The sequence below is a fragment of the Pseudomonas sp. NPDC087029 genome, assembly GCF_044745345.1.
In the GTDB taxonomy this organism is placed as follows: domain Bacteria; phylum Pseudomonadota; class Gammaproteobacteria; order Pseudomonadales; family Pseudomonadaceae; genus Aquipseudomonas; species Aquipseudomonas faucium.
This window is the reverse complement of record NZ_JBIVAB010000007.1, coordinates 60137-84348: the sequence shown is the minus strand read 5'-3', so window position 1 is coordinate 84348 and position 24212 is coordinate 60137. Positions and strand designations below refer to the sequence as shown.

General features: G+C 63.5%; 14 protein-coding genes. 6 read left to right on the top strand and 8 right to left on the bottom strand.

Going from position 1 to position 24212, the window contains the following annotated elements; translation table 11 throughout:
• Positions 1-76 precede the first annotated feature (76 nt).
• Both ACIPG5_RS13975 and ACIPG5_RS13970 read left to right on the top strand, forming a co-directional pair.
• Complete coding sequence (locus ACIPG5_RS13975) at positions 77-2497, top strand: TonB-dependent siderophore receptor (RefSeq protein ID WP_401375698.1); 2421 nt, start codon at positions 77-79, stop codon at positions 2495-2497.
• 41 nt (positions 2498-2538) lie between these two features.
• Positions 2539-3111, top strand: a complete 573-nt coding sequence (locus ACIPG5_RS13970; RefSeq protein ID WP_401375695.1) for a helix-turn-helix domain-containing protein — start codon at positions 2539-2541, stop codon at positions 3109-3111.
• 50 nt (positions 3112-3161) lie between these two features.
• Here the strand turns inward: ACIPG5_RS13970 and ACIPG5_RS13965 are convergent, their stop codons facing one another.
• From ACIPG5_RS13965 to ACIPG5_RS13940, 6 genes are all read right to left on the bottom strand, one after another.
• The gene (locus tag ACIPG5_RS13965) at positions 3162-8513 is read right to left on the bottom strand and encodes a S8 family serine peptidase (protein ID WP_401375692.1); all 5352 of its coding nucleotides are present in this window, start codon (positions 8511-8513) and stop codon (positions 3162-3164) included.
• Positions 8514-9235: 722 nt separating this feature from the next.
• Positions 9236-10654, bottom strand: a complete 1419-nt coding sequence (locus ACIPG5_RS13960) for an HlyD family type I secretion periplasmic adaptor subunit (RefSeq protein ID WP_401375690.1) — start codon at positions 10652-10654, stop codon at positions 9236-9238.
• A complete protein-coding gene (locus ACIPG5_RS13955) occupies positions 10651-12819 on the bottom strand; it encodes a type I secretion system permease/ATPase (RefSeq protein ID WP_401375933.1) in 2169 nt (722 codons plus the stop codon). The genes ACIPG5_RS13960 and ACIPG5_RS13955 overlap by 4 nt, the downstream gene beginning before the upstream one ends.
• Positions 12820-13233: 414 nt before the next feature.
• On the bottom strand, positions 13234-14127 hold the full coding sequence (locus tag ACIPG5_RS13950; RefSeq protein ID WP_176513033.1) for a PA4780 family RIO1-like protein kinase: 894 nt from the start codon (positions 14125-14127) through the stop codon (positions 13234-13236).
• A gap of 88 nt (positions 14128-14215) precedes the next feature.
• Positions 14216-14647, bottom strand: coding sequence for a multidrug/biocide efflux PACE transporter (locus tag ACIPG5_RS13945; protein WP_176513035.1), 432 nt, complete (start codon positions 14645-14647; stop codon positions 14216-14218).
• A 92-nt stretch (positions 14648-14739) separates the two neighbouring features.
• Entirely contained in the window at positions 14740-15669 is a 930-nt protein-coding gene (locus ACIPG5_RS13940) for an alpha/beta hydrolase (RefSeq protein ID WP_401375687.1), read from the bottom strand.
• A 173-nt stretch (positions 15670-15842) separates the two neighbouring features.
• Between ACIPG5_RS13940 and ACIPG5_RS13935 the strand changes: the two genes are divergently transcribed.
• From ACIPG5_RS13935 to ACIPG5_RS13920, 4 genes are all read left to right on the top strand, one after another.
• On the top strand, positions 15843-17588 hold the full coding sequence (locus ACIPG5_RS13935) for a hydantoinase B/oxoprolinase family protein (protein WP_401375684.1): 1746 nt from the start codon (positions 15843-15845) through the stop codon (positions 17586-17588).
• Between the two features lie 13 nt (positions 17589-17601).
• Entirely contained in the window at positions 17602-19686 is a 2085-nt protein-coding gene (locus ACIPG5_RS13930; protein WP_401375681.1) for a hydantoinase/oxoprolinase family protein, read from the top strand.
• 132 nt (positions 19687-19818) lie between these two features.
• Complete coding sequence (locus tag ACIPG5_RS13925) at positions 19819-20775, top strand: AraC family transcriptional regulator (protein ID WP_176513042.1); 957 nt, start codon at positions 19819-19821, stop codon at positions 20773-20775.
• An 81-nt stretch (positions 20776-20856) separates the two neighbouring features.
• Entirely contained in the window at positions 20857-21711 is an 855-nt protein-coding gene (locus ACIPG5_RS13920; protein WP_236236093.1) for a LysR family transcriptional regulator, read from the top strand.
• 6 nt (positions 21712-21717) lie between these two features.
• Here the strand turns inward: ACIPG5_RS13920 and ACIPG5_RS13915 are convergent, their stop codons facing one another.
• Both ACIPG5_RS13915 and ACIPG5_RS13910 read right to left on the bottom strand, forming a co-directional pair.
• Positions 21718-22614, bottom strand: coding sequence for a DUF2950 domain-containing protein (locus ACIPG5_RS13915; protein ID WP_286914987.1), 897 nt, complete (start codon positions 22612-22614; stop codon positions 21718-21720).
• Entirely contained in the window at positions 22611-24167 is a 1557-nt protein-coding gene (locus ACIPG5_RS13910) for a DUF3300 domain-containing protein (RefSeq protein WP_401375677.1), read from the bottom strand. Before ACIPG5_RS13910 ends, ACIPG5_RS13915 begins: the two co-directional genes overlap by 4 nt.
• Positions 24168-24212: the final 45 nt, after the last annotated feature.

Sequence of the window (24212 nt, the reverse complement as noted above, 5' to 3'; positions counted from 1 at the left end):
CGCTGATACTTTTTCCGCGCTCGGCTGGCTAATGGGCAAAGCCCTTTCCCATCGTCACCCATGAGGCCCCGTATCCATGCTCCTCGCGCGCACCCTGCGTCCGGCCCCGCCACTCAAACCGGTGATCCGCAGTGCGTTGCTGAGCCTGGCGCTAGGGGCGCCGGCATGCCCGCAGGCCCTGGCCGAACCCGCAGCGCAGCTGAACAGCGTCGAGGCCCGCCGGTACAACATCGCGCCAGGCCCGCTGGGCGCCACCTTGTCGCGCTTTGCCGTGGACGCCGGCATTGCCCTGTCGTTCCAGCCGGCGCTGACCGAAGGGCTGGCAAGCCCCGGCCTGGTCGCTACCTGCACGGCCCAGCAAGCCGCGACGCGCCTGTTGGCCGGTAGCAACCTGCAGATGCTGCTGCGCGACGACGGCAGCTACACCCTGGCACTGCGCCAGGTCACCCTCTCCGACACCGCCGTCAACGGCCTGGCCCCCGCTGGCCTGGAAGACGGCCTGGCGCCCGCCTACCCGGGCGGCCAGGCGGCGCTCGGCGGGCGCCTTGGCCTGCTGGGCAACCGCGATGTGCTGGACACCCCGCTGAGCATCAGCAACTACACCGCCACGCTGATCCGCGACCAGCAGGCCACCACCGTCGCCGACCTGCTCGAGCGCGACGCCTCGGTGCGCGCCACCGGGCAGGCGGGCGGCATCGTCGATTCGTTCTTCATCCGTGGCTTCCCGGTTGGCGAGGGCAACCTGGGCGAGCTGGCCTTCGATGGCGTGTATGGCGTGGCGTCGAACTACCGGGTGTTCACCGACTACGCCGAGCGCATCGAGGTCATCAAGGGCCCGGGCACCCTGCTCTACGGCATGTCGCCCAACAGCACCGTGGGCGGCGTGATCAACGTGGTGCCCAAGCGTTCGCTGGCCGACGACCTGACCCGTTACACCGCAAGCCTTGCCCTCGACACGCAGCTGGGCAACCACCTGGACATCAGCCGCCGCTTCGGCGAGCAGCGGCGCTTTGGCGTGCGCTTCAACGGCAGCCTGCAGCAAGGCGACACGGCCATCGACGCGCAGTCGCGCAAGGTCGGCATCGGCGCGCTGTCGCTGGATTACCGCGGCGAGCGCCTGCGCACCAGCCTTGACCTGATCGACCAGCGCGAAACCCTGGATGCCGCCTCGCGACCGTTCCTGATTGCCCAGGGCGTGCCAATTCCGCCTGCCGCCAATGGCCGCACCAATGTCAGCCAGGCCTGGGGCACCTCGACCACCGATGACCGCTCGCTGCTGTTCAGCGGCGAGTACGATGCCAGCGATGCCTTGACCCTGTTTGCCCACGCAGGCGGCGGCAAGTCCCGGGTGAGCAGGCTTTCCGACCAGACCCCGACGCTGATCGACAGCGCCGGCAACACCGCCTCCATCCCCGGCTATTACCGGTTCGATGTGCAGCGCTACACGCTCGATGGCGGCGCGCGCCTGCGCTTCGACACCGGGCCCCTGGCGCACAGCATGGCCTTGCAGGCCAGCCGCTACCGTGACGAGCTCAAGCGCGGCATCCTTTCCGGCGCGCCGATACTGTCCAACATCTACCACCCGGTCGAGCGCCCCAAGCCTGCCATCGCCCGCCCCGACACCGCCAAGGTGTCCGCCAGCGAGCTCAGCAGCCTCGCCCTGGTCGACACCGTGTCTCTGTTCGAGCAGCGCCTGCAGGTCACCGCAGGTGTGCGCCAGCAGCGCATCGAGTCGCGCAACTACACCGCCAACGGCAGCGTCGCCAGCCGCTACGACCAACGCCGCAGCACCCCGCTGTTCGGGGTGCTGGTCAAGCCCCTGGACAACCTCTCGCTCTACTACAACTACCTCGAAGGCCTGAGCAAAGGCGACGTGGCGCCCAGCACCGCGAGCAACTCGGGCGAAGTGTTCGCGCCCTACGTTTCCCGCCAGCACGAAGTCGGCGTGAAGATCGACTACGGCACCGCCATGGCGACCCTGGCCCTGTTCCAGATCACCAAGCCCTCGGGCGAGCTGGCCGACGGCCGCTTCTCGGTGCAGGGTGAACAGCGCAACCGCGGCGCAGAACTGAACCTGCTGGGCGAAGTGGCGCCCGGCATCCGCCTGCTCGGCGGCGTGACCTTGCTCGATGCCCGCCTGCGCAAGACCCGGGTGGCGGCCAACCAGGGCAACAAGGCGGTGGGCGTGCCGAACCTGCAGGCCAACCTCTGGGCCGAATGGGATACGCCCTGGGTCGAAGGCCTGACCTTGACCGGCGGGCTCATCCATACCGGCGAGCAGTACGTCGACCAGGGCAACACCCAGCAACTCGAGCGCTGGACGCGCACCGATCTCGGCGCACGCTACAGCACCCGCATCGGCGAGCACCCGACCACCTTTCGCGCCACCGTGCAGAACCTGTTCGATAGCCAGTACTGGTCGGGTGTCGCCTCCTACGGCGCGTTCTCCCAAGGCGCGCCGCGCACGCTGTTGCTCAGCGCCAGCGTCGATTTCTGAGTAAGCTGTGGGCCATTGCGCATCCAGGCCCGTGAATACCCATGACCCCACTCGACCAAGCCATTGCCCAACGCCTCGCCCACCTGCGCGGCCAGCAGCGCCTCAGCCTGGCGCAACTGGCCGAACGCTCCGGGGTGAGCAAGGCGATGATTTCCAAGATCGAACGCCAGGACAGCAGCCCCACCGCAGCGGTGCTGGGGCGGTTGGCGTCGGGGTTGGGGGTTTCCTTGAGCCAGTTGCTGGCCGAGGACAAGGGGGTGGGGGCATCGGCATTGCGCCGCAGGGCCGAGCAGGACACCTGGCGAGATCCAGCCAGCGGCTATGTGCGTCGACAAGTGGCGGAACTGGACCCGGCCAGTGGCAGCGAACTGGTGGAAATCGACTTGCCGCCTGGGCAACGCATCGACTACCCCTGCTGGCACTCGCAACCTTATCGGCAGCGATTGTGGGTGGTGACGGGCACTCTAGGGGTGACCTATGGAGAGGACCAGCACGTGATGGAGGCCGGTGACCAGCTTGATTTCGCAGTGGACAGGCCAGTCAGCTATCAGGCTCAAGGGACACAGCCCTGCCGTTATCTGCTGAACATTTTGCACAGGTCGGCACCGGCGTGATCATCTTCAAACTCTGGATAACGCCGGTACCGAATCTCACCGATAGATGATCATGCTGCAACGGCAACAGTTGACTCCCAGCGCTGAACGGGGGCCTCGGCAATCAGCGCCGAGCCGGCCGCCTCAGGCGCGAAGGCCGCCATGGCGTCCACAAGACTGGCGATGTTTGGTATCGCTGAAAATGCCATGGGTAATGCCTCTGCCGCTGCAGGTGGGGCGAAGATGAAGTCGTCGGCCGTGACCTGCGCGACCTCCAGCGAATCCAGATACAGCAGCTTGACGGTGCTGCCCTGCCCCGCCACCGTCACACCATGTATTTGGGCAAAACCATTGAACACGAAGAACTCGTCCTTGGCGATCTGCAAATCCTCGTACCGGCTAATACCCGTCTGGCTCAGGTCAATCTTGTCGATGCCGTGCCGGAACCCACGCAAGGTGTTCTTGTAATCCTCCACACCTTCCTGCTTCGCGATGACGAAAACACTAGGAGCAACGCTTGCAGGGCCGTAGATCTTGCCCGTCAACGATGCTACGAACTGCCCCGAGGCGTCCGATGTGAATGACACGCCACCTGCACCTCCTTCGAGCAATACTGTGGCATTGGCAGGCTCCACTGACTGACCTTCAGGGCTGCCATCGAAATAACCAGGCGCGGCGATCACAGTGTCCAGGAAGCGGAAGTTGCCAGGTTGCAACTGGGTAGTCGCCAAGCCTGCCAAGCTCAATGATTGCCCGTCTCCAAGGTCTATAATCGCAGTTGCCCCTTCCTGCTGCAGTTGCAAATCTGCGAAGGTCTTGCCACCAAACCCTATCAGGTCGATGGTTTCACGGGCGTGCTCAAATTGCTCGAGCACATCTCGGCCACTGGCTCGCTTGTGAATGACATAGCGATCTGTCCCGGCGCCTCCCCTGAGCAGGTTGTAACCACGGCCGCCATCGAGCAATGCACCGACCTCCCCGGCAATGAGGGTGTCGTCTCCATCGCCACTGATGAGATTGTGCACGGCGCCTGGCGCGATGTTCAGCGCGGCGCCGGCAATACTCGCGCTACCACTTCCCAGGTCGACCGAAACACCTTGGCTGACGGCTGCCGCATTTAGTGTATTGCGCCCGCCTGCAGTCCCGTTGACTGCGTCATCCAGCATGGCGCGGGCGGCCTGCTGGGCCACTGCGTTGGCGTAATCATCCGTATAGAAATACACATCGTTTTCGCTGCTTGGGCTTCCTATGACACACAATGACCAGCGATCGAGCGTCAGTGGCAAGCCATCGCCGGCATTGCTGACTTCCAGTCGCCATTCACCGGTCGAGCGTTCCGCGCGGTGATGAGTCGACATGAACCCGTATTTGAATTCTCCGGAACGTGGATTACCCAAGTCGTCAGGGCCAGAACCCGGTGCCTTGCCAGCACGGTCCAACAGTATGCTTCGAGTGCCCTCGGGGGACACCAGCGTCAGTGTCAGGTCTCCCAGCCGGCCGACCTGCGCGTGAATATCGACCTCGACATGTTCTATCAGCACTCCGTCCGGCAGAGTCAAGGCGGATGTACTGACTTGGCCTGGGGCGACGACGTGTGCAAGGGTATCGCTGTCGGTAGCCAGTAGTTGCTCGTTTGCCTTGCTTGCCTGGCCCCCCCACGATTCGGCAAGACGCACCGCCGCACGCGCATCGATCATCCCGAACCCGTAGTCGTGGCTAGCGCGCATGCCACCGCCATTCCAGTTGCGCCCAGCGTTGTACGTCCAGACCGTGGATGCGTCATCGACCTTGCGCGCCGAAAGCGCCAGGATCTGCTGAACATCTCGGTAACCAAGCCCGCGGTTGGCCTGGAGCATCAGCGCCACTACACCGGAAACGATCGGCGCTGCGAAGCTGGTGCCCTGGGTGGTGCCATAGGCGCTACCGACCATCGCACCGCGCTCGGCCTCCAGGCTGACGCCGCTGGACATGACATGACTACCTGGCGCAGCAATCAGCAGGCTGGAGCCTGGGTTGGAAAATGGCGCGCTGGCAACCTGTAGCACCGAGAGGTCCGCCTTTGCGTTGACGGCAGCCACTTCGATAGCGTGACGGCTGTTATTGATCAGCGAACCTTGCGCGCTGCCGCCCAGTTCGCGCTGGTTACCGCCCGACGCAACGATGATGGTACCCAGCCCGCCTCGACCATTGGTGGCCGCAAGCGACGCACTGAAGGCCAGCGCCAACGACGTGTCGATCTTGCCTTCAGGCACGTTCCCAATCGCGAAATCGGTTTTGAAACCCCAGCTATTGTTGGCAATGTCGTAGTTGACCATCTGCCCCAGGCCTGTCAAATCATCACCCTTGTTTGCCAGGTAGTGCCCGCCGATCTTCGCGTCATAGGCAATTCCGATACCCCCTTCATCATTACGCGCTCCCACCATCACGCCCGCTACCTGAGTCGCATGGTTGGAGTCCAGCACAGGCAAGGTGCCATTGCTGCGCTGGGTATGCAGCCAGATAGGGTCGACATTGATCTTGAGGTCTGGGTGTTCTATATCGAATACCTCCGGCGCTACGGCGAACTCGCCGCCCGGTTCGAACTGGCCGATTCTCACCCCCTTGCCCGTGAAGTCATGCCAGACTGGCTGGACATCGATTTCGTTGAGGTACCACTGGCGCGAGGCCAACGGATCAGCGGGCGACTGCTCATGGCGCAAGGTGACCGTGGCCCTTAATGGTGCCGATGCACCGCTGGCGACTTCCGTCACGGCCACGGATGGGTTACCGGCAGCATCGACCAGCTCATAGCGGAACGTGACATCAGTATCGTGCCCTGGCAACGGCGTGACTTCGACATCGCCCTGCGCATTCAAAATTACGGTCGCCCCCTTGCCATCGCTGACCGAGGCGATTCGCAGCGGGCCACTGCTGTCGAGGGGTAGGTCGTTGGCCAGTAGCGACGCGGCGGGAATCACCAAGCTGGTCGGTGTAGTGGCAAAGGCCGCTAATTGCGCCTGAGCCAACGTGTCGCTTATCGGCAATGCGCCGGGTGCCAGCAAGTCCACTGCCGCAATGTCGGCGAAGTTGAGTTTTTGGATGTTGCTCAGGGTGAGGCTGCCATCGCGCCCGGCTTGCCGGTCGGTTACCTGATGGCCAGTCGCGGTTCGGGTAATGAGGTACTCATCGTGGTTGCCATGCAAGCTGACCAGATTGACCCCACCCGCACCATCGATGGTGGCATTGCCGCGCCCGGCCTCGATGACATCATCCGCCGCCCCACCTGTGATCAGATCATTTCCTCCCCCCGCGTGGATGATGCTGCCACCTTCAGAGGCTTGAATGCGATCACCACGGGGGCCGGCATAAATCACCGCTTTGCCGGTACCACCGATAATGGTGTTGCGGCCCGTACCGCCAACCAGTACATCATTGCCACCTCCACCAATCAGCAGGCTGTCACCCGAACCACCCTTGATGAACACCCCGTGCTGCCCACCACTGGCAAGCACGTCCTTGCCACGACCGCCCTGGGCAATGGTCAGCCCTGCCTCGGCCATGTTCAGGGCCACACCATGCTCGCCCACGATCAATGCCGTGTCGCGCCCTCCATTGCCACGCAGGTTCGCTACACTGTCGCAGGCGCTGATGACCATCACATCATCACCCTCGCCCCCTACGTACGTGTTGCTGCCGCCACCGCCGACCAGCCAGCTACCACCTGGCGCGGCCCTGAGCACATCATCGCCTGCACCACCCTGCAGGGTGTCCACGCTGAGCGTAGCGGCGTCGAGCTCAACACCCACGGTGCTGTTACTGATGTACGAGCGCCGCGAGGTGCCCCTGCTCGTGGAGGTCAGCAGCGTTGCGGCCTCCTGCTGCTCGACGAGATTACCCACGGTGTCGGCAAGAAATTTCACCGCTAGCACTTCACGGCTCACACCATTGGCCATAAAGGTACCGCGAGCGATTACCTCGTTGCCTTGACGTACCTCACCCACTGGCTGGACCTGGGCTACATCGATTTGCGTGACGCCATGTTCCGCCAGCGTCTTTAGTTCGCCAGCATCGACACGGCCGTCGTGATTGCCATCGACCCAGAGTTTCAGATGCTCCCAAAGTGCATCGTCTGGCGTGATCGCGCCATCGCCATTGGCATCGACACTGGCCAGCGCAGCAAAACCATCCTTGAACGGCGCCTCGCCGGGGGCGCCGTTGCTGCCTGGCTGGCCACCGTAGTATTCGGAAAACAGCTGGCGGATACTCGCGACCTGCCCGCTCCCATCGTCGTGTACCAACATGCCGGTCTGCCGATCGGCCCAGCCTGTACGCCGCAGTTGGCCACTGTTGTCGACATCGAACAGTACAGCGTCCTCGATGCCGGTCATGCCCACCCCTTGGTCGCCAAGATCAAACAGCAACGGATCGACGAAAGTGTTGACAGTGGTCATCGCTGCCAAGCCATTTAGCACCACAGCGTTGCGCAAGCTGAAATCCGGCTGGTCGCTGCTTTCCAAATAGAACTGGGCCAAGTGCTGGTTTGGTCGAACATTTGGGTCCAGCTGAAGCTCGCCAGGGCGGATGCCACCAGTGGCCATACTGCCCATTTGGGCGGAGGTAAAGTCAGTATTGTCGAGCGTTTTGTCTGTGAAGGCGATGCTGTGGGTCAGGCGGCGATTGACGAAGCCGGCAGAAACGTCACTGCGGATGTCATCCTGACCTTGCAGATCGCGGCCGGATTCAGTGGTTGGGGTGATTTCGATCTGTATCGGGGAACTTGGTAAATACTCCTGACTTGGCACCAAGGACTCCTCATAAGGGGTCAACTTGAAGAAACTATTTAAGCCAGTGGAAACAATATCAAACCACCCGGAAGGCGCCTCTACATGGCCTATCCAGCTACGAGCAGCTTCGCGGACGTCGGGGGTTCCCATGACTAAGGCTTGCCCCATCATAACGTGAGTACGCAATGCTAGTTCGGATTCTTTCAGTGGATCACCGGCAGCAGATAAAACATGCCCCCAATAAATACCCCTACTTTCTTCCGACATACTCATAAACACTGTATACAGCGTCCATGACGACACAGGATAACCGTTTTCTTCAAATATTTCCCCGTGAAACTCAGCTATATTTGCTTGCGGCAATGGCAACTCGACAAAGCCTTCCACTAGATTGGCCTTCAACTCCGACACGTAACCACCGGCCATCTTGAAACGAATATCATTAACGTGCTCATCCCCCATGACAATTCCAGATTCCGCGGCGACAGACTTCATGTAATTAATTGCAACCACCCCCGCAATGGAATCCCCACGAGCAACGCCATTTGCCAGGACCGCATACTTATCGCCTTTCGCTGACAAGTAATCATACATTGCGGAAGGCCCAGCCTCGACTAGGAGCTTCTCTGCAAATTCCAATTCCTCAATTGACAACTTCATACGCACACGCCTCTTAATTTACTTTTATTTTATAAAACAATATCACACCGCAACACTTGCATCACTGCCACTAAAAAGACTTTAGCGATCAGACTCCACATTCTGACCATCCATTAAAAATCGATATTCGGGCAAAACATGTGGATACCTAACTGCAATTGCAGACTCATCACTGAAGCTCATCGCGCAACCACTTGATGTATTGGACTGAGTCACCCCCGACGTTAAATCAATGTAGAACCTGCTTAAGATTGCCACCCCACCCAAGCCGACCGGGGAAATAATGAGCAAACACAAAACTATGGCCCTCATTAAATTCCAAACTATGAGCAAACAGTACACGCCAACCGTCTTATTCATCTCATTACGCCTTCTAACAACTGGAATAACTCGATGGCTTTACCGCCACCCGTGAATCATGCATTTCTGGGCTGCACCACCGACGAACACTTACCCACGAAACATCATCGTAACTTAGACGCTGATCAGGCGCGTGGTAAACCTGTTTACGGCTGAGTGCGGAATGGCAGGCACCGACCTCGACAGCCGCACATGAAAAGAGTAACAGCCCACTGCAAACTCTCAATACCTGCCAAACAACGACATATAGTTGCACCAACAGATCTTTAAGCCTCCGCAACATCAAGCCCCCTACACGATTCGACCTGAACAAGAAACGGGCATCCATAACATGCCCTACAAAATCGACGCTCTCGTTTCCTCTATCGCTCTCCCAAGCTTTCTTTAACATACCGCTGCAGCGGACTGAGGAAATAGCTAATAACTGTTCGCTTATTAATTAAAAGCTCAGCACGTACTGTCATGCCCGGCGTAAGCGGCACATCTTTACCCCCAACCCGCAAAACACTTTCATTCAACTGAATTCGAGCATTGTACATCCACCCCCGCTGTTTATCCTCAACAGCATCATTGGAAATACTCTGAATAACTCCCGGCACGACGCCATACTTGGTAAAAGTGAATGTTTCCACTTTCACCTCCACCGCCTGACCCGCCTGAACAAAGCCGATATCTTTGTTCTCGATCTGCACTTCCACTTCAATGGGCTGGTCGCTCGGCACAATCACCATCAGGGTTTGCGCCGGGGTAACGACGCCGCCCTGGGTATGGATAGCCAATTGCTGAACCGTGCCGTCTACCGGAGAGGTGAGAACCCGGAGCCGGTGGCGCTGTTCAGCCTTGTGCAGCTCCTGGCTCAGGGTGGCGATCTGCCGATCCGCTTCGGCATGCAGGTCCAGCATGGCGCGGCGCAACTGGGCCACTGCACCCTGTCGCCGGTGCTGGGCCGCCAGCCGGGCGGCCTCCAACTCGTCTATGCGCGAGCCCTGGATCACCAGCTCGCGCTCCTGCTCCAGGCGGGCCTGCTCTTTTTCCAGGTAGGTATGCTTGGCAACCGCCGACTCGCTGAAGAGCTGCTTGTAATCCGCCGTGAGCTGGCGGGTGATCACCAGCAACTGTCGCAATGCATCGGCACGGGCTTGCGCCGATCGGATCTCGGCGCCGCGCTGGGTGATCTCAGCATCCGCCTGCTGCAGCGTGGTTTGTAGCTCCTGATATTGCCCCTCCAGCCAACGTTGTGCGTCGGCTTGCTGTTGTGCCGAGGCCAGAGGGATGCGTGCCGCCAGGGAGGCCGGCTCAGTATTGTCATCGAGCGCCGCCAGCAGCGTGGCGGCACGGGCCAAGTCCACCTGGGCAGCCAGCAAGTCGCTGTTAAGGCGCTTGATGTCCGCAAGGGTCGACTGTCCTTCGAGCTCGACCAGCAGATCGCCTTTCGCAACGAATTGACCGTCCACCACGTGAATAGCCTGGACCACAGCGACTTCACTGGCCTGGATCATCTTGCTCCTGCCACTGGGCACGACCCTGCCCTCGGCGCTGGCAACCACGTCTATTTCACCTACGTAGGCCCAGATCAAGGCCAGTGCGATTAACGCCATCAGGCTCCATTGCGCATAGCGCGGCAGGGGGTGAACCGGCGTTTCCTGCAACGACAATGCCGCTGGCAAAAACGCCAGCTCATCCGGCTCGCGAGCCGCACCTTGCATGGCACGGCGGCGCTTCCAAGCCGCACGCCAGGCATCGCAGTAACGCTCCATCAGGTCAGCGATCGGCGCATTCATGCAGCCGCCCCTTGCTGCAGCCGATGCAGATATGTGTAGACACCTTGCTGGTTGCCCAGCAGTTCATCGTGAGAGCCTTGCTCGATGACTTGGCCGCGCTCCATGACCACGATGCGGTCTGCATGGCGCACTGCAGACAGCCGATGAGCAATGATGATGACGGTGCGCTGGGCACAGATGCGCGCCATGTTCTGCTGGATGACCCGCTCGGACTCATAGTCCAGCGCACTGGTGGCTTCATCCAAGATGAGAATGCGCGGGTCGCCCATCAGGGCTCGCGCAATTGCGATACGTTGCCGCTGACCACCCGACAGGCTTGCACCGTGCTCGCCAACCAAGGTTTCGTAGCCGTCAGGCAGTTCGAGAATGAAGTCATGTGCACCTGCCAGCGTGGCCGCTGCCATGACTTCATCAAGAGGAGCTGCGGGGTTGGCCAGGGCTATGTTCTCGCGCACGGTGCGCCGGAACAGCATGTTCTCCTGCAACACCACACCGATCTGCCGTCGCAACGACGCAACATCGGCCAATGCCAAGTCGGCACCATCGAGCAACACGCGCCCTCTCTGGGGCGAGTGCAACCGTTGAATGAGGCGGGTAAGGGTGCTCTTTCCGGAGCCAGACCTCCCGACGATACCGATGACCTCACCCGGGCGTATCGTCAGGCTGACGTCGCGCAGCACCTCACTACCGCCCGGACGATATCGGAAACAGACCTGGTCCAGCTGGATTCGCCCTACCACCGCTGGCAATTGCGTACCGTGGTTGATCTCGGTGCGGTTATTGAGAATATCCCCTAGCCGCTGTATCGAAATGCCCGTCTGCTGAAAACTGGTCCACAACTGCGCCAGGCGCATGATGGGTTGCGATACACGACCGGCGAGCATATTGAAGGCAATGAGTTCACCGACCGAGAGTTCACCTGCGATGACAAGGCGCGCGCCTAGCCATAACGTGGCCACCGTGACCAGTTTGCCAATCAGGGCAACGCTTTCATTGGCGATATTGGACAAATTCTGGGTTTTCAGGCTGGCAGCGACATAGGCCGCCAACTGCTTGTTCCAGCGCCGCGTAACTTGCGGTTCAACGGCCATGGACTTCAGTGTGTCGATAGCATTGACCGCTTCAACGAGGAACGCCTGGTTTTCGGCACCGCGCTGAAAGCTCTGGTCAATGCGGGCACGCAGCAGCGGCGTAACGAATAGCGAAATCAGGAAGTACAGGGGTAGCGATGCGATGACGACTAACGTCAACCCACCGCTGTAAAGAAACATGACAACGATGAAGACAACGACGAACAAAACATCCAGCAGCAGGGTAATGCTATTGCTGGTCAGAAAACTCCGAATGTTTTCCAGTTCCCGTACGCGTGCGACGGAGTCTCCCACTCGCCGCGCCTGAAAGTAAGCGAGTGGCAACGCTATTAAATGCTGAAATAACTTAGCGCCCAGTTCGACATCGATACGGGAAGCGGTATGAGCCGATATATAGCTGCGAAGGCCACTGAGAAGGCTCTCGAACAATAAGACTGCCAACAGCCCCAATGCAATAACATCCAGTGTGGTCATGCCTCTGTGGACCAGCACTTTGTCCATCACCACCTGGAAGAACAAGGGCGTCAACAGGGCAAGAACCTGTATCACCAGGGAAACCAGAAATACTTCGCCGAGCAACTTTCTGTGTTTGACAATGGCCGGAATGAACCAGGTCAGGTCGAAACGTTCCAACCCCTGAGGCAAAGGTGCGTCCGAACGAACCAGGATCAGCTCCCCGTCCCAACGCTGGCTGAGCTCCGCCAGTGTCCAGGTTTGTGGAGAGCACATCTTGGGATCCTGCACCAGCACCCGCTCGCCTTCCATGCGGGCGATGATGAAGTAACCGCCCTGGCCATCCGCCGCCATGGCAGGCAACGGCATATGTACCAGACGGCGCGGATCAGTACGTCGAAGCTTGGCCTTCAACCCGACATGTTGAAATGCCTGAAGTATCTGAGCGGCCGTAAGAGGCCTGCCATCCGTTGCGAAACTGTGGCGTAGTTGCTCAGGAGAGATGGCTATATCGTGATATCGCGCCAGCATGACCAGGCAGGCCACACCACTATCACTTGATTGGCAATAAGCCGCGTCAGTTTGTTCGGACACCTTTTTCACCCATGCGAAGTAGAACATGGACAAATAGTAGCGCCTGGCAATCAGAAAATAGTCCTACAACGGTCCGACTTCCCTGCAGGAAAATTCTGAACAAAAAACATCAGCAGTAAGAAATTTCGGAGTCACACGAATTTAAAGGTAGGATTTAATTACCGTTTAAGTAGGAAATTTTCCAGAAGTTTCATTTAAAGCCCCAGAAATACAGACTCCTGCCTCCCCGATATGCGCGCTACTACAGAGCCCCTACATACCCAGATAGCGGTGGCCCATTCGCGAGGAGAGCCCATACCGCAGCTACTCACCATAGCTCTGCTGTGGAGTTGTGGGAGCCGGCTAGTAGGCGATAGGGACCTGACAGGCTGCCCTAGCTCACCTGCACCGGCCTCATCGCCGGCAAGCCGGCTCCCACAGGGTGGGGCGCAAACGTTGAGGTCACTGCAACCAGGGCGGCGGCGGCTCCTCGCCCTTGATCGGCCCGTGTTCGGCCTCGGCCAGTGCCTCACGGCGGCGGGCTTCTTCGCGCTGCGCTGCCTCGATCTCGCGCATCACGCCGACCACGTCCGCGGCATGTTCATCGTCGGCAAACTCGCCGGTCAACGGGCTGTCCGGGCGCAGCTCGCCGGCTTCGTACAGGGCCCACATCTCCTGGGCATAGCGGGTGCCCTTGAGCTCCGGGGCAAAGCGCCCGAAATAGTGGGCCATGTTCGCAACGTCGCGCTGCAGCATGCTGAACGCATGGTTGTTGCCCGCCGCATCCACCGCCTGCGGCAGGTCGATGATCACCGGGCCCTCAGGGCCGAGCAGCACGTTGAATTCGGACAGGTCGCCATGCACCAGCCCGGTACACAGCATCAGCACGATCTGGCGAATGACGAAGGCGTGGTGCTCGCGTGCCTCCTCTGCCTCCAGGTGCACGTCGTTCAGGCGCGGCGCGGCGTCGCCGTCGGCGTCGGTCACCAGCTCCATCAGCAGCACGCCATCCTGGAAGTCGAACGGCTTGGGCACCCGCACGCCGGCATTGGCCAGGCGGAACAGCGCCGCCACTTCAGCGTTCTGCCAGGCATCCTCGGCTTCCTTGCGCCCGTACTTGCTGCCCTTGGCCATGGCCCGGGCCTGGCGGCTGTTACGCACCTTGCGCCCTTCCTGGTACTCGGCGGCCTGGCGGAAGCTGCGCTTGTTGGCTTCCTTGTAGACCTTGGCGCAACGCACCTGGTTACCACAGCGCACAACATAAACGGCGGCTTCCTTACCGCTCATCAGGGGTCGCAGTACTTCGTCGACCAGGCCGTCTTCAATCAGCGGTTCGATTCGTTTTGGTGTCTTCATCAGGCTGCATTCGGGGTCCTGGCTGGGGTGGCGGACATCCTCTCACAGCCACGCAGTTCCTGCTTGCCTGTCTGATGCAAGACCCGGCTCACACCGCCAGCCGGCGCTGCACCAGGTAAAACCGCGCGCGGTCGAACGCCCAGTTGTACAGCACGGTGTACGGCAGGATGACCACGAAGAAGCCCAGTTCGACCATGAAGGCCTGCCACAGCGAGATGTCCAGCATCCACGCCGCCACCGGCAGGCACCACACCACCAGCCCGGCTTCGAAACCCAGGCCATGGGCGAAACGCATGCTGGCCTTCCAGTGGATGCGTTCGGTCTTCACCACGCGGTCGACCATGGCGTTGTAGAGCATGTTCCAGAGCATCGCGATCACCGACAAGGTGATGGCCAGGGCACCGGCGGTGGCCAGCGACTTGCCCATCACCCACGACAGCAGCGGCGCACAGAGCAGCACGGCGAACACTTCGTAGCCCACGGCATGTACCAGGCGTTCGCTGAAAGAGGTCTTTTTCATTGCAGATTCCATCATGTGGTTACGTCGTGGCAGCCATTTTCTTTGATGGAACAGATACTCGCGACATAGCTACTATCGGTTTTATCAATACCTCAGATGAAAGACGCCTTGCGCAACCACTGTTCCCACGCGTTGGGCCAATCTGCCGTGGGCGTATTGGCGCGCCCCATGCCGAAGCCATGCCCGCCGCTGGGCAGCAGCAGCCGCTCGACGGCAACGCCCTGGGCCTGGCAGGCCTGGGCCAGGATCAGGGCGTTTTGCGGGTTGGCAACCGGGTCATCTGCGGCCTGCACCACGAACACAGGCGCGCACTGCGCGGTCACGTAGGTTTCGACCGACCAATCAACCGCGGCCTGGTGGCTGGGGTGCTCGCCAATCAGGCTGCGGCGGGTCGAGGTGCGGTCGTAGGGCGGCAGCAGCGTTATCACCGGGTAGGCCAATGCCACGATTGCCGCGTTGGCCGCGAGGCGGTCGCGGTCATCGATCGGCTCATAGGCGCGAAACCCGGCCCGGGTAGCGGCCATGCCCAGCAAGTGCCCACCGGCAGAAAACCCCAGCAGGCCGATGCGCCGGGTATCGATCCCCTCCTCGGCTGCCCTGGCGCGGATGAGCCGCAGCGCGCGCTGGGCGTCTTGCAAGGGCGCCATGGCCCCGGCGTTCCACCCCTCGCGCGGCAAGCGGTAGGTCAGCACGAAGGCCGTTACCCCGCGCGCCGCCAGCCAGCGCGCGGCAGGCAGCGCCTCCTGCCCGTTCTCGATGCGCTTGTAGCCGCCCCCCGCGGCGATCAGCACGGCGGCGCCGTTCGGCTGCGCAGGCCGAAACACTTGCAGCGAAGGCGTGCAAACCTGGCTGACCGCACCTTTTGCGCTGATGACGGCAGGCCCCTGCGGCCCGCCGCCGCCCGGCGCAGAACCAGGCCACAGTGCCATGTGCTCGGCCGGCGTGGCGAGCAACTGCCTGGGCAGCCAGAAGCTGCAGGCCAGCGCCGTGCCTGCGGTGAGCCATGAACGTCGGTTGAGCATGGATCGATCCCCGGAAAGGTCGTGGCGAGACTAGCCAATTCGAGCGCTGCGTGCGCGCAAACGCAACAACCGGTGCACCCAGCGACAAGTCAGCCTTGCCCTTCCCCCGTAGCCTGTCAGCAAGGTCGCCCACTGCGGCCTCACCCAAAACACAAGAACAATGTCGGTGACCCATGAACTCAGTTGACCCGATTACCCTGGCCGTCGTGCGGGGTGCGCTGGAGACGGCGCAGCGCGAGATGACCCTGACCCTCGAAAAGACCGGCCGCTCCAGCGTGTTCAACCTGGCGCATGATTACTCCAACTCGCTGTTCGACCACTTGCCGGAGATGATCCTGCAGGGCCAGGACATCCCGATCCACCTGGGCTCGCTGATACCGGCGATGAAATGCGTGGCCGGTTTCTTCGGCGACGACATCGCCGAAGGCGACGTGATCTACCACAACGACCCGGCCTACAAAGGCAGCCACATCCTCGACTGCTGCATGTACAAGCCGGTGTTCTACCAGGGCGAGCTGGTGTTCTGGACCGTGTGCAAGGGCCACCTGACCGATATCGGCGGCCCGGTACCGGCCGGCTACAACCCCGATGCCAAGGAGATCTACGCCGAGGGCCTGCGCATTCCGCCGGTCAAGCTGTGGGAACGGGGCAAGCGGCGTGAGGACGTGATCAACTTCATGCTCACCAACATGCGCGCCCGCCCCTACCAGGAAGGCGACCTCAACGCCCAGTACGGTGCCTGCAAGGTCGGCGAGCGGCACCTGCTGGAGCTGCTGGACAAGTACGGCGTGGCGCAGGTGCGGGCGTGCATCGCCGAGCTGAAGAACATGGCCGACCGGCACATGCGCGCCCTGCTGCGCGAGGTCCCCGACGGCCACTACAGCGGCACCGCGGTGCTCGAAGACTCGGGCCATGGGCTGGGCGAACTGGCGATCACCGCCCACGTGGAAATCCGCGGCGAAACGGCGCACGTGCGCATCGAAAGCCCGCCCCAGGTGCCCTACTTCATCAACTCCTACGAAGGCAACTCGGTCTCGGGCGTGTACCTGGGCCTGATGATGTTCGCCCAGGTCGCACCGCCCTACAACGAAGGCCTGTACCGCTGCGTGAGCGTGGATGTGGGCGCCAAGGGCACCTTGTGCAACGCCGCCGAACCTGCGCCCCACGTCAACTGCACCACCACGCCGATGGAAACCCTGGCCGATGCCGTGCGCACCGCCCTGGAGCAGGCCTCGCCGCAGCGGGTCACCGCCTCCTGGGGGCACACCAGCGGCATCAACATCGCCGGCCACGACCCGCGCAACGGCAACAGCGAATACGTGACCATGGTGCTGGCCTCGATCATCTCCGGCGCCGGCGCCAACCAGGTGATGGACGGCTGGCATGCCTGCGGGCCGCTGTGCTGCTTCGGCGCCTTGATGAGCGGCGACATCGAGCTGCTCGAACACGCCTACCCGATCCTGATCCACCGCTACAGCCTGATGGCCGACAGCGGTGGCGCCGGCGAGTACCGCGGCGGCTCCGGCACCCGGCTGGAGATCGAGCCGCTGGAGCACGCCATGACCGTGGTCGGTTTCGGCGAAGGCCGCCAGCTGCCCACCGCAGGCGCCGCAGGCGCACGCAACGGCCTGCTGCAGCCCAAGCTCGGGCGGCTGATCCACCGCCATGCCGACGGCCAGGAAGACCATTACCTGCAGAACCCGATGCTGACCCTGCAACCGGGCGAGCGAATCATCAACATCAACCCGGGCGGCGGCGGTTACGGCGACCCGCTGCGCCGGCCGCTGGCAGCGGTGCTCGAAGACCTGCGCAACGGCCTGGTCTCGCCCCAGGGCGCGGCCCTGGACTACCGGGTGATCGTCGACGCCGACGGCCAACTCGACGAAACCGCCACCCACGCTGCCCGCGGCCAGCTCTGACCGGAGACTCAACATGCGCAACCAATATCGCCTGGGCATCGACGCCGGCGGCACCTTCACCGACTTCATCCTGGCCGACCGCGACGGCGGCGTGCAATTGTTCAAGGCCCCCTCCACCCCGCACGACGGCACCCTGGCGATCCGCGCCGGGCTTGCGCAGATCGCCGACGCCACTGGGCTCAGCCCGGCCCAGGTGATCGCCAACTGCGACTTGTGCATCAACGGCACCACCGTGGCCCTCAACGCGCTGATCGAGCGCACCGGGGTCAAGGTCGGCCTGCTGTGCACCGAAGGCCACGAGGACAGCCTGGAAATCCGCCTGGGCCACAAGGAAGAAGGCCACCGCTACGACGCCCATTACCCGCCGGCGTTCATGCTGGCGCCGCGGCACCTGCGCCGGCCCATCGGCGGGCGCATCCTGGGCGATGGCCGCGAGCACAGCCCGCTGGACGAACAGGCCGTGCACCAGGCCATCGAGTACTTCCGCGCCGAGGGCGTCGAGGCAGTGGCCATTTCGTTCCTGTGGTCGGTGCGCAACCCCCGCCACGAACAGCGCGCCGCCGAGCTGGTGCGCGCCGCGCTGCCGGGGGTGTTCGTCTGTACCGGTGTCGAGGTGTTTCCGCAGATCCGCGAGTACACCCGCACCTCCACCACCGTGGTCAACGCCTACCTGAGCCCGGTGATGGCCCGCTACGTGGCGCGCATCGACGCGCTGTTCGAAGAGCTCGGCGCACACCAGCCGGTGCGCTACTTCCAGTCCAACGGCGGGCTGGCCCCCGGCCACCTGATGCGCGAACGGGCGGTCAACGCGATCAACTCAGGCCCGGCCTCGGCCCCCCAGGCCGGCCTGGCGGTGGGCAAGCCGTTCGGCATCGACAACGTCATCACCGTGGACATGGGCGGCACCTCGTTCGACATCACCCTGACCAACGCCGGGCGCACCAACTTCAGCAAGGACGTGGACTTCTTGCGCCAGCGCATCGGCGTGCCGATGATCCAGGTGGAAACCCTCGGCGCCGGCGGTGGCTCCATCGCCTCGCTGGACACCCTGGGCATGCTCCAGGTCGGCCCGCGCAGCGCCGGCGCCACGCCGGGGCCGGTGTGCTACGGCAAGGGCGGCAACGAGCCGACGGTGACCGATGCCAACCTGGTGCTGGGCTACCTGGCCGACGGCGCGCTGCTGGGCGGCAGCATCCGCCTGAACCGCCAGGCCGCGCTCGAGGCCATCCGCAGCAAGGTCGCCGAACCGCTGGGCATCAGCGTGGAGCGCGCCGCCTTGGGCATCATCACCCTGGTCAACCTGAACATGGTCAACGGCATTCGCCGCGTCTCCATCGAGCGCGGTCACGACCCACGTGATTTCGCCCTGATCGGTGCCGGCGGCGCGGCAGGCATGCACGTGGTGCGCCTGGCCGAGGAAATCGGCATGCGCACCGTGCTGATCCCCAAGGTGGCCTCGGGCCTGTGCGCCTTTGGCCAGATCCTGTCCGATGTGCGCTACGACCAGCTCACCAGCCTGTCGATGCGCCTGGACGCGGCGCACGCCGACCTGGCGCTGCTCAACCGCACGCTGGCCGAGCTGCGCCAGCAGGGTATGGCCAACCTGCGCGAAGACGGCTTCGGCGACCAGGCCAGCAGTTGCCACTACACCCTGGAGATGCGCTACGCCGGGCAGATCCACGAGTGCAGCGTGGAGTGGCAGGAAGATGCGCTGGACAGCAACGGCCTTGGCGCGCTGATCGAGGCGTTCCACCAGCGCCACCAGACCCTGTACTCCTACAGCGAGCCAGGCAGCCCGGTAGAGCTGGTCAACCTGGAATGCTCGGTGATCGGCCACCTGCCGCGCCCGCCCCAACCGCTGCTGCAAGCCCCTGCCGAAGCCGCCGTGGCCACCGCGCAGGGCGAGCGGCCGATGCGCTTCAGCGCCGATGGCCCGTGGCAGGCAACGCCAGTGTTCAACGGTAGCTACCTGCTGGCGGGGCAAACCGTGCACGGCCCTTGCGTGATCGAAGAAGACACCACCAACATCGTCGTGCCGCCGGGCTGGCAGGCCTGCCTGGAACCCTCGGCGACCTACCGGCTGACACCTGTCGCCTGATACAGTGGTCGGCGCTTGTACCCGCCCGGCAGCCTCGCGCTGCCGAGCGGCGTGCACAATAACAAGAGCTGCTTGAGTAGCTTGCCAGCAGTTCCTTTTTTCAATGCTGCCCTCTTTGAAAAAGGACCGACCATGCCGACCGAAATCTCCACCCACAGCTGGGCCTTGCCCGAGCGCCAGGCGCGCTGGGCCGAAGCCGTCAGCGACACCTACTTCCCCTTGAGCCTGGCGTTCGCCGCCGAGCAACCCTTCGATGGCCACCTGCAACGCTGGAGCACGCCCAGCACCGCCTGCAGCCTGTCGCGCCTGCGCTCGAGCCGGCTGGGCTATTCGCGCAGCAAGGCGCAGGTGGGCCAGGACCGCGAGGCGTTCTACCTGGTCACCGTGCCCAGCCGCAGCGAGGTGCACTTCGAGCAGGACGGCCACCAGCTCAGCTGCCGCCCCGGCGGCTTCATCGTCGAGCGCGGCGATGCCCCTTATCGCTTCCACTACGGCGCCGAAAACGACCTGTGGGTGCTCAAGCTTCCGGAAAGTGCCTTCAAGGGCCACCTGCGCGGGCACCGGCGCTATACCCGCCACTGTTTCGATGCCACCCAGGGGCTGGGGCAGATCTTCGTCGAGCAGCTGGACCTGTGTGCCCGGCATTTCGACGCCAACCCGCAGGTTGCCCGCCACCTGCTGCTGGAGCAGGCCATGGCCACCTTGCTGCTGGCGCTGCAGCAGGACGAGCGCGTGCTGGGCAGTGAAGGGTCCAACCTCAGCACCCTGCACCTGACCCGGGTGGAGCACTACGTGCTGCAGAACCTGGCTGACCCCGAGCTGTCGCCGCAAGCCATCGCCAGTGCCTGCGGGCTTTCCCTGCGCTACCTGCACAAGCTGTTCGCCAGCACCGCTTTTACCTTGGGTGAATGGGTGCGCCAGCAGCGCCTGGAGGCGGTGCACCGGCAACTGCGCGACCCGCAATGCCACCTGCCGATCGGTGAACTGGCGTTTCGTTGCGGCTTTGCCGACCAGGCGCAGTTCACCCGCGCGTTTCGCCAGTACTTCGGCTGCACCGCCCGCGAGGTGCGCGCCGCCTGCAGGCACTGACGGCGCACGGATGCGCCCTTCACTTTTACGTTGATGGAACCGATACTCGCAGCACACTACCTATCGGTTTGCCCCATACCTATGCGCTATTCGCCTGAAGCCCTGGTCGCCTTCGTCGAAGCCGCCGCCCTCGGTTCGTTCTCCGCAGCGGCGCGCAAGCTGCGCAAGAGCCAGTCGACCATCAGCATCGCCATCGCCAACTTCGAGGCCGACGTAGGTTGCCCGCTGTTCGACCGCGCCGGCCGCCACCCCACGCTCAATGCCGCCGGGCGCCAGGTGCTGGGCCACGTCGAGGCGATCCTCGATGCCAGCGCGCGCCTCGATGCCCTGGCCGTGCGCCTGGCCGGCCAGGTCGAGCCGCTGCTGTCGGTGGTGATGTCGGACAGCTACAGCGTGGCTTCGCAAGGCGCGGCGATGAGCCTGTTCGCCGAACTGTACCCCCACACCGAACTGCGCTGGGGCCCCTCCGAAGACGCCGATGTGGTCGAACTGGTCCAGCAGGGCCTGGCGCAGATCGGCATCCTCGCCGCCCAGCAGCACTACCCCGCCGACGTGCAGGTGGCGCGCTTGCCCGAGCAGGCCGAATTCAGGCTCTACGTGAGCTGCGATCACCCTTTGGCGAAACGCCCGATGCTGCAGCCACAGGACCTGCAAAGCGAGCGCCAGCTGTACATGAAGACCTACGCGCCGAGCCTGCACCATGGCCGTGGCCAGGCCTGGTCGGCGCCGGATTACCTGACGCTGCTGGAATTCGCGGTGCGCGGCTTTGGTTGGGCAGAGCTGCCCACCGCACTGGTGGCGCGCTTTGGCACGGGCCTGGTGGAGTTGCCGGTGGCGGGCTACCCGCGGCGGGTGGCCATGGACGCGGCCTGGTCGCGGCAACGTGCGCTGGGGCCCGCCGGGCAGTGGCTGCTGGGGCAGTTGCTGGGCCGCTAGCGCGGCTCAATCACTGGCGTCTTCGGTCACCTCTTTCCAGCTGTCATCCGGGTCGAAGCGCTTCATGGCCTTGGCCAGCTTGTCGCTCTGCGGGCCGAGGTCTTTCTCGAAGACCTGGCCGTCATGGCTGATCATGAAACTCATCACCCCGGTGTCGTTGTACTTGGCCGGCCAGGCGATCAGGGCGAAACCCCGGCTCATCTGGTCGCCGATCAGGTAGCTGTAGGCGCCGCCGGGGGCCGAGGGGCCTTGGCCATCGAGGATGCGGAAGTGGTAGCCGTACCAGTCGTCACCGACCCGGTCCTGGCCGAACAGCGGCCCCAGCGGGCTCACCTCGCCATCGGCTTCGTCTTCCCAGTACAGGCCGTCATGTTTGCCGGGGGTGCTGAAGATGTGCTGCGCGTACTCCAGCGCACCGTTGCCGTTGCGGTCCTTGGCGGCGTAGTCCATCTGCGCATCGTGGTAGGCCAGCACCGATTGCAGGGCGCCCAGCTCGTTGCGGCCGATGCGCCGGGCGCGGATCTCGGCACTGCCGGCCTTGAGGTCGAAGTGCCAGCCGTTGGCCGCCTTGGCCAGCGGGATGGGCAGGGTCCAGTGTTCGCTGCCCACCGCGAGGATGGCCTTGGTATCGCCCTGGGCCTGGATCTGGTGCTGCTCGTGGTACTGCTTGAGGAAGGCATCCACGTCGCTGCGCTGCACCCCTTCGCGGGGGATGTAGGTGCGCCAGTCTTCACCGAACAACTGGGCCAGGCGCGCCTCGTCGGCGTGCTCCGTGCCCAGCGCGGCGACCAGCGATTCCACCGCCTTTTCCGGTGTCGGGAAGGCTTCCTGGGTCGCGGCCCAGCACGGCCAGGCCACCGCCATGGCCAACAACACGGGGGCAAGCATGCTCATGCGTTTCATCGACGGCCTCCTCCGCCACCACCGCGGCGCACAGGCGCGCTGGGCCGGGAAATGGTGTGCCCCGAGGCGCGCGCGTTGTTCGGCCGTTGGGCGAGCTGCTGGCTGACACGGCCGCGGTTGGCCTGGGCGCTGGTGCGCGAAGGCGAACGGACCCCATCGAAGGCATTGTTGCGCGCCCTGCCGGCGGCATTGTTGGGCCGGATATCACGCTGTTGGCGTGCCTGGCCTTCGCCTTGGCGGCGCTGGTTGAGCTGCGGGTTCTGGTTTCTGGCCTGCAGGTTGTCGCGGCTGGGGCGGGTGTCCTGCCGCCGGTCTGCCACCCGCGGCTGCTCGGCCCGCGCCTCGCGCGCCCGGTCGCGCGCTTCGAGGTTGCTGGTGGCGGGCCGTTCGATGCCGGCCCGGTCCAGCGAGGCACGGGCGCGGTCACGGGCATCCTGGTTGGCGTTGGCCGGCCGCTCGATACCGGCCCGGTCCATCGAGCCACGGGCGCGGTCGCGGGCCTCGGCGCGCTGGGCATCGTCGCCCCGGAAGGCCGCGCGCTGGCTGGCGCCGTCGAGCTGGCGGCCGAATTGCTCGCGGCTGCGGCTGTCGCGGTAGGGCACGCCGTCGCGGTGCACGGCGTTGTGCTGCCACTTGCCCTGGTTGTTGCCGATGCGGTTGTTGGCATTGATGTTGTTGTAGCGGTTCACGTTCACGTCGATATCGTGGTCATCCCAGTCGCAGTCGCCCCACAGCGAATTGACGATGGCAACGCCGGTGCCAAAGGCCAGCCCCGCCATCAGCGCGGTGCCGGCGGTGTACAAGGGCGATGGCGGGTAGTAGGCCGGCGGCGACGCGGGGTAGGCCCAGGTGCCGTAGGTGGTGGTCGGGTTGTAGCTGGGCACGTACACCACCTGGGAGTTGGCGGGCTCGATGATGATGTTCGACGTGCTGCTGGCCGGGGCACTGGCCGAGCCTGCGCTGGCGGCGGGCGCGGCGACCTTGACCGTGACGTTCTGGTACTGGTTGCTCTGCAGGTTGCCGGCTGCCTTGGCTTGTTGGCGCAGGTTCTGCACCGCGGCCATCACCTCGTCAGGCTGCGCCAGAAACGCATCGCCCATGCGCTGCACCCAGACCGGGTCCTGGCCGAGCAGCGCCAGCACCTGGGGGAACGCCACCAAGGCTTGCACGCTCGGGTCCCAGGGCTGTTGGGCCACCTGCTTGACTGCGTCGTCACCCTGGGCCTTGGGGTTGGCCTTGGACCAGGCCACCGCCTCGGTCACCTCGCCGGGATAGGTGCTGGCCATCAGCACCTGGGCCAGCAGCGCATCGGGGTAGAGGGCAATCGGCGCCATCATCTGGGCAAGTTGCGCCTGGTCGAACACGGCCTGCTTGGGCGCTGGCGCCTCGGCGGCCGGGGGTGGTGGGGCTGGCGGCGCCGCCACTGGCGCAGCGGCAACGGGCGCCGCAGGTGCGGGGGCTGCGGGGGTTGCAGGGTTTCGCGCCAGCAAGTAGGCGCCAACGCCTCCCAGGCAAAGCACAGCCGTCACGACGTAGAGCAATGGCCTGCGCATCACAGTTCCCCTTGGGGTCAAACCGCGTGGAATGTAAGGGTAGCA

Bases quoted from the DNA above. Each gene is read 5' to 3' on its own strand.
- ACIPG5_RS13975 (WP_401375698.1), top strand. From the start codon at position 77: ATGCTCCTCGCGCGCACCCTGCGTCCGGCCCCGCCACTCAAACCGGTG.
- ACIPG5_RS13970 (WP_401375695.1), top strand. From the start codon at position 2,539: ATGACCCCACTCGACCAAGCCATTGCCCAACGCCTCGCCCACCTGCGC.
- ACIPG5_RS13965 (WP_401375692.1), bottom strand. From the start codon at position 8,513: ATGAAGTTGTCAATTGAGGAATTGGAATTTGCAGAGAAGCTCCTAGTC.
- ACIPG5_RS13960 (WP_401375690.1), bottom strand. From the start codon at position 10,654: ATGAATGCGCCGATCGCTGACCTGATGGAGCGTTACTGCGATGCCTGG.
- ACIPG5_RS13955 (WP_401375933.1), bottom strand. From the start codon at position 12,819: ATGTTCTACTTCGCATGGGTGAAAAAGGTGTCCGAACAAACTGACGCG.
- ACIPG5_RS13950 (WP_176513033.1), bottom strand. From the start codon at position 14,127: ATGAAGACACCAAAACGAATCGAACCGCTGATTGAAGACGGCCTGGTC.
- ACIPG5_RS13945 (WP_176513035.1), bottom strand. From the start codon at position 14,647: ATGAAAAAGACCTCTTTCAGCGAACGCCTGGTACATGCCGTGGGCTAC.
- ACIPG5_RS13940 (WP_401375687.1), bottom strand. From the start codon at position 15,669: ATGCTCAACCGACGTTCATGGCTCACCGCAGGCACGGCGCTGGCCTGC.
- ACIPG5_RS13935 (WP_401375684.1), top strand. From the start codon at position 15,843: ATGAACTCAGTTGACCCGATTACCCTGGCCGTCGTGCGGGGTGCGCTG.
- ACIPG5_RS13930 (WP_401375681.1), top strand. From the start codon at position 17,602: ATGCGCAACCAATATCGCCTGGGCATCGACGCCGGCGGCACCTTCACC.
- ACIPG5_RS13925 (WP_176513042.1), top strand. From the start codon at position 19,819: ATGCCGACCGAAATCTCCACCCACAGCTGGGCCTTGCCCGAGCGCCAG.
- ACIPG5_RS13920 (WP_236236093.1), top strand. From the start codon at position 20,857: ATGCGCTATTCGCCTGAAGCCCTGGTCGCCTTCGTCGAAGCCGCCGCC.
- ACIPG5_RS13915 (WP_286914987.1), bottom strand. From the start codon at position 22,614: ATGAAACGCATGAGCATGCTTGCCCCCGTGTTGTTGGCCATGGCGGTG.
- ACIPG5_RS13910 (WP_401375677.1), bottom strand. From the start codon at position 24,167: ATGCGCAGGCCATTGCTCTACGTCGTGACGGCTGTGCTTTGCCTGGGA.